The 6609-nt window shown below is 61.9% G+C and carries 4 protein-coding genes and 3 tRNA genes; all 7 read right to left on the bottom strand.

Features of this window, described 5'->3' with window-relative positions; translation table 11 throughout:
* Positions 1–73: transfer RNA gene (locus AC07OD_RS01585), tRNA-Gly, on the bottom strand.
* Positions 74–261: 188 nt separating this feature from the next.
* Positions 262–335, bottom strand: a tRNA-Cys gene (locus tag AC07OD_RS01580).
* 58 nt (positions 336–393) lie between these two features.
* Positions 394–469, bottom strand: a tRNA-Gly gene (locus tag AC07OD_RS01575).
* A gap of 87 nt (positions 470–556) precedes the next feature.
* Positions 557–2989, bottom strand: coding sequence for an endopeptidase La (lon, locus tag AC07OD_RS01570; RefSeq protein ID WP_494594766.1), 2433 nt, complete (start codon positions 2987–2989; stop codon positions 557–559).
* A 126-nt stretch (positions 2990–3115) separates the two neighbouring features.
* The gene (gene clpX / locus AC07OD_RS01565) at positions 3116–4381 is read right to left on the bottom strand and encodes an ATP-dependent Clp protease ATP-binding subunit ClpX (RefSeq protein WP_218294104.1); all 1266 of its coding nucleotides are present in this window, start codon (positions 4379–4381) and stop codon (positions 3116–3118) included.
* Positions 4382–4483: 102 nt separating this feature from the next.
* Positions 4484–5092 (bottom strand): ATP-dependent Clp endopeptidase proteolytic subunit ClpP, encoded by a 609-nt coding sequence (clpP, locus tag AC07OD_RS01560; RefSeq protein ID WP_304505098.1) that lies wholly within the window; start codon positions 5090–5092, stop codon positions 4484–4486.
* A gap of 128 nt (positions 5093–5220) precedes the next feature.
* Entirely contained in the window at positions 5221–6534 is a 1314-nt protein-coding gene (gene tig / locus AC07OD_RS01555; protein WP_218294103.1) for a trigger factor, read from the bottom strand.
* Positions 6535–6609 lie beyond the last annotated feature (75 nt).

Here is a 6609-nt window from a genome sequence, read left to right as displayed (position 1 = left end):
AGCGGGAAAAGAGTCTCGAACTCTCGACCTCAACCTTGGCAAGGTTGCGCTCTACCAACTGAGCTATTCCCGCATTTTGCCTACTGCAGCCGATTTTTCCATCTGCATGAATCAGCAAGCCTCAAATTATATCGCTATTTTTTGGCTCTATTCGATTGCAAACCAAAAAATCAACCAACTGACCACCATCCATCCTCCACGATCCGGTCGATGCAAAGATCCCGCAGGATCCTGTGCCGCATCGACGGCACAAACCGTATCTGGAGGCGCGGTCCGGAGTCGAACCGGACTAACCGGATTTGCAATCCGGGGCATAACCGCTTTGCTACCGCGCCAGGAATTCACATTCCTCTGACAAAAAAGGGAAGCAATTGCTTCCCTTTTTGTGGAAATTGGAGCGGGAAAAGAGTCTCGAACTCTCGACCTCAACCTTGGCAAGGTTGCGCTCTACCAACTGAGCTATTCCCGCATTTTACCGAAGCCTCACATTGTACAACGTTTGCTGCGATGGAATGAATTGTAGCGCATTTTTTGAAGCATCCCAAAAACTTTTTCTTCAATGCTTCAAGCCATCCGTGGCAGCGGCCGAGCCCGCGCTCTTCTCCGCCGCAGCAGCGGCCACCACGGCCACCTCCTCGTCCGTCAGGGGCACGGGTTTGGTTTCCAGCGCGATCTCGAGCACCTTGTCGATCCAGCGCACGGGCACGATCTCCAGGCCGCTCTTCACGTTGTCCGGGATCTCGGCCAGGTCCTTGACGTTCTCTTCGGGGATCAGCACCGTCTTGATGCCGCCACGCAGGGCCGCCAGCAGCTTTTCCTTGAGCCCTCCGATGGCCGTGACCTCGCCACGCAGCGTGATCTCGCCCGTCATCGCGACGTCGCCACGCACGGGAATGCCCGTGAGCGCCGAAACGAACGCGGTGGTCATCGCGGCACCCGCACTCGGACCGTCCTTGGGCGTCGCGCCGTCCGGCACGTGGATGTGGATGTCGCGCTTCTCGAAGGTCTCATCCTTGATGCCCAGGATGCGCGAGCGGCTTCGCACCACCGTGCGGGCAGCCTCGACCGATTCCTTCATCACATCGCCCAGCGAACCGGTGCGCGTGATCACGCCCTTGCCGGGCATGGCCGCGGCCTCGATGGTCAGCAGGTCGCCACCCACCTCGGTCCATGCCAGGCCGACCACCTGGCCCACCTGGTTCTGCGCCTCGGCACGGCCGTAGGTGTACTTGCGCACGCCCAGGAAGTCGGGCAGGTTGTCGGCGGTGACGATGACATTCGGCTCGAGCTTCTTGAGCTGCAGGCCCTTGACCACCTTGCGGCAGATCTTGGACAGCTCGCGCTCGAGCGACCGCACGCCGGCCTCCCGCGTGTAGTAGCGCACCATGTCGCGCACGGCGGGCTCGGTGATCTCGAGCTCCTCGTCTTTCACGCCATTGTTCTTGAGCTGCTTGGGCAGCAGGTACTTCATGGCGATGCTGGTCTTCTCGTCCTCGGTGTAACCCGACAGGCGGATCACTTCCATGCGGTCGAGCAGGGCCGGCGGGATGTTCATCGAGTTCGACGTGGCGACGAACATCACGTCGGAGAGGTCGAAGTCCACCTCGACGTAGTGGTCGCCGAAGGTGTGGTTCTGCTCGGGGTCCAGCACCTCCAGCAGCGCGCTCGAGGGGTCGCCCCGGAAGTCGGTACCGAGCTTGTCGATCTCGTCGAGCAGGAACAGCGGATTGCGCGTGCCCACCTTCGAGAGGCTCTGCAGCACCTTGCCCGGCAGCGCGCCGATGTAGGTGCGGCGGTGCCCGCGGATCTCGGCCTCGTCGCGCATGCCACCCAGGGCCATGCGCACGTACTTGCGGCCGGTGGCCTTGGCGATGGACTGGCCCAGGGAGGTCTTGCCCACGCCAGGAGGTCCCACCAGACACAGGATGGGCGCCTTCACCTTGTCCACGCGCTGCTGCACCGCGAGGTATTCAAGGATGCGGTCCTTGACCTTGTCCAGGCCGAAATGGTCTTCGTTGAGCACGCCCTCGGCATTGACCAGGTCGTGCTTGATCTTGGTCTTCTTACTCCAGGGGAGCGCCGTGAGCACGTCGATGTAGTTGCGCACCACGGTGGCCTCGGCCGACATGGGCGACATGAGCTTGAGTTTCTTCAGTTCGGCGTCGGCCTTCTTGCGCGCCTCGGCGGGCATCTTGGCGAGCTTGATCTTTTTCTCGATCTCCTCGATGTCCGCGCCTTCGTCGCCTTCGCCCAGTTCCTTCTGGATCGCCTTGACCTGCTCGTTGAGATAGAAGTCGCGCTGGTTCTTCTCCATCTGGCGCTTCACGCGCCCACGGATCTTCTTGTCGACGTTCAGGATGTCGACTTCGCGGTCAAGCTGCTCGAACAGGTTTTCCAGCCGCGCCTTCACGTCGGCGAGATCCAGCACGACCTGCTTGTTTTCGAGTTTGAGCGGCAGGTGGGCCGCAATGGTATCGGCCAGGCGGCCGGGGTCGTCGATGCTGGAGATCGAGGTCAGGATCTCTGGCGGAATCTTCTTGTTGAGTTTGACGTACTGGTCGAACTGCTGCATCACCGCACGGCGCAGGGCTTCGATTTCGCTCGGCTTGTTGGCCTCGGGCGTGGCTTCGACCGGCGTCACGGTGGCCGTGAAATGGGTTTCGGCATCCTCGATGGAGGCCACCATGGCACGCTGCTGGCCTTCGACCAGCACCTTGACCGTGCCATCGGGCAGCTTGAGCATCTGCAGGATGGTGGAGACGCAGCCCACGTCGAACATGTCCGACACGGAAGGCTCATCCTTGGCCGCGGCCTTCTGAGCGACCAGCATGATGCGGCGATCCGCCTCCATGGCCATCTCGAGCGCCTTGATGCTCTTGGGACGGCCCACGAACAGCGGGATGACCATATGGGGAAACACCACCACGTCGCGCAGGGGCAACAGCGGCAGGTCAATGGGGGTGGCTGGCAGGGGGGTGTGTCCGGACATGGAAATCCTCAAAGTGCTCTGTGGAAGTTGGTCCACATGTGGGGATTTTCAACCCTGGCGCGCAGCCGCACTGCCGCCAGGGTTGATGGTTCAAGGGGCGGCAACAAGGCGCCCGCTCCGGGCATTTCAGGCCTTTTTGGCCGCTTCGCGGTAAACGAGCAGCGGCGGCTTGTTTTCTTCGATGGTGGACTCATCCACCACCACCTTTTCGACATTGCTGGTGTTGGGCAGGTCGAACATCGTTCCGATCAGCGATTGCTCCAGGATGGAGCGCAGGCCGCGCGCGCCAGTTTTTCTGGCCAGCGCCTTGCGGGCAATGGCCTTCAGCGCGGCGGGGCGGATCTCCAGATCCACGCCTTCCATGGCCAGGAGCTTGCTGTACTGCTTGACCAGCGCATTCTTCGGCTCGGTCAGGATCTGCACCAGCGCGTCCTCGCTCAGCTCGGCCAGGGCCGTCACCACGGGCATGCGGCCCACCAGCTCGGGGATCAGGCCGAACTTGATCAGGTCTTCCGGCTCGATCTCGGTGAACACCTCGGTCAGCGAACGCTGCTTCTTGCTCTTGACCGATGCGCCGAAGCCGATGCCGGATGCTTCGGTGCGGTTCTCGATGACCTTCTCCAGGCCCGCGAACGCGCCCCCGCAGATGAACAGGATGTTGGTCGTGTCGATCTGCAGGAAGTCCTGGTTCGGGTGCTTGCGCCCGCCCTGGGGCGGCACGCTGGCCATCGTGCCTTCGATGAGCTTGAGCAGCGCCTGCTGCACGCCCTCGCCCGACACGTCGCGCGTGATGCTGGGGTTGTCCGACTTGCGCGAGATCTTGTCGATCTCGTCGATGTAGACGATGCCGCGCTGCGCGCGCTCCACCTCGTAGTTACAGCTTTGCAGCAGCTTCTGGACGATGTTCTCCACATCCTCGCCCACGTAGCCGGCTTCCGTCAGCGTGGTGGCGTCGGCCATCACGAAGGGCACATCCAGCATGCGAGCCAGGGTCTGCGCCAGCAGCGTCTTGCCGGAACCTGTGGGCCCGATCAGCAGGATGTTGCTCTTGGACAGCTCCACCTCGTCCTTGTGGGCCTTGTCCTTGTGGCGCAGGCGCTTGTAGTGGTTGTACACCGCGACCGCCAGCGTGCGCTTGGCCACATCCTGGCCAATCACGTAGTTGTCGAGATTGGTCTTGATCTCCACCGGCGTGGGCAGATCGGCGCGGCCTTCGCGCGCCAGGTCACCGGCCGGGAGCTCATCGCGGATGATCTCGTTGCACAGGTCAATGCACTCGTCGCAGATAAAGACCGACGGGCCAGCGATCAGCTTCTTCACTTCATGCTGGCTCTTGCCGCAAAAAGAGCAGTAAAGGGTTTTTTCGCTGGAAGAGCCTTTTTTCTCGGCCATGGGGGCAATGCCTTGCTTGTTACGGAAAGTTGTCGGGATGATAACCAAATAAAAAACGGCGTCTTCCCTCAGGGAAAACGCCGCCGCGCGACCCTGTGGCTATCAGGAGCGCTTGCTGATCACCTGGTCGACCAGGCCGTATTCCTTGGACTCGTCGGCCGACAGGAAATAGTCGCGCTCGGTGTCGCGCTGGATCTTCTCCAGCGGCTGGCCCGTACGCTCGGCCAGGATCTTGTTCAGTTGCTCGCGCGTCTTGAGGATCTCGCGCGCATGGATCTCGATCTCGGTCGCCTGGCCCTGCATGCCGCCCAGCGGCTGGTGGATCATGACTTTAGAGTTGGGCAGCGCAAAGCGCTTGCCCTTGGCGCCCGCCGCCAGCAGGAAGGCACCCATGCTGGCCGCCATGCCCGTGCACAGGGTCGACACATCGGGCTTGACGAAATTCATGGTGTCGAAGATCGCCATGCCGGCGCTCACCGAACCGCCCGGGGAGTTGATGTAGAACGAAATGTCCTTGTCGGGGTTTTCGCTCTCCAGGAACAGCAGCTGCGCCACCACGAGATTGGCGGTCTGGTCATTGACCGGCCCCACCAGAAAAATCACACGCTCCTTGAGCAGGCGCGAGTAGATGTCATAGGACCGTTCGCCACGGCCCGACTGCTCGATGACCATGGGGACCATGCCCAGGCCTTGTGTTTCCAATGCGCTCATGTTTTCTCCAGACAAGCAGGTACTGTACCCAGAAATGAATTGGGGCTTGTGCACGAAAGCACAAGCCCCTGTATGTGTCGGCAACAACCGGGCAGTTCGGTAACCGACAAGCCGCCCGGCCAGGCCTATCAGCCCTGCTGGGCCATCAGTTCGTCGAACGACACGGACTTTTCGACCACTTTGGCCTTGCCCAGCACGAATTCGGTCACATTGTTCTCGATCACGACCGCTTCGACTTCCGCCAGGCGCTGGCGGTCACCGAAGTACCAGCGCACCACGTCCTCGGGCTTCTCGTAGCTGGCGGCCAGCTCATCGATGTGGGCCTTGAGCTGCTCGGGCTTGGCCTGCAGTTCGTTGGCACGCACCAGTTCGGCCAGCACCAGGCCCAGGCGCACGCGGCGCTCTGCCTGGGGACGGAACACGTCTTCAGGGATTTCGGCCTTGTCGGCGTCCTTGATGCCGCGCTGCTTGAGTTCTGCACGGGCGCCTTCGAGCAGGCGGGCGATTTCAGCCTGCACGCTGGAATTGGGCAGGTCCAGTTCGGCCTTGGACACGAGAGCGTCCATCACGGCCTGCTTGTTGCGGGCCAGCAGGCGGAACTTGACTTCGCGCTCCAGGTTCTTCTTGATGTCGGCGCGCAGGCCTTCCACGGAACCATCGGCGATGCCCAGCGACTTGGCCAGGGCGTCATTCACTTCGGGCAGGTGGGCCGCTTCGATCTTCTTGACCGTGACGAGGAAGTCCGCCGTCTTGCCGGCCACGTCCTTGCCGTGGTATTCCGCAGGGAATGCCAGGGGGAAGGTCTTGCTTTCGCCCGATTTCATGCCGCGCACGGCTTCCTCGAACTCCTTGAGCATCTGGCCTTCGCCGACCAGGAACTGGAAGTCTTCGGCCTTGCCGCCTTCAAAGGGCTCGCCGTCGATCTTGCCTTCGAAGTCGACCGTCACGCGGTCGCCGTCTTGCGCGGCGGCTTCGAGCGCGCGCTGCGCAAAGCTGCGGCGCTGCTTGCGCAGGATGTCGATGGTCTTGTCGATGGCCGCATCGGTCACTTCGGCCGACAGCTTTTCGACTTCCGCGTCCGCCAGATCGGCGATCTTGACTTCGGGGAACACTTCGAAGATGGCGTCGAAGGTCATCTGGCCCTCGGGAGCGCCGTCCTTCTCGGAGATGCGGGGCTGGCCGGCGACACGCAGGTTGGCTTCGTTGGCGGCCACGGCGAAGGCTTCACCGACCTTGTCGTTGAGCACTTCGTACTGCACCGAGTAGCCGTAGCGCTGGGCCACCACGTTCATGGGCACCTTGCCGGGACGGAAACCGTCCATCTTGACCGTGCGGGCCAGGCGCTTCAAGCGCGTGTCGACTTCGGACTGGATCAGGGTGACGGGCACGCTCAGCGTGATCTTGCGCTCGAGCTTCTCAAGGGTTTCAACAGTAACGGCCATGGCTATTCCTCTTATGAATGTGGATCGTGCTGGCTGCAGCGCAGCGGCGCCGTGTTCCGCAAAGTCTCACATGGG

The organism is Acidovorax sp. GW821-FHT10E03, assembly GCF_059415205.1.
The sequence above is the reverse complement of the archived record's forward strand: the minus strand, read 5'-3'. Positions and strand labels throughout refer to the sequence as shown.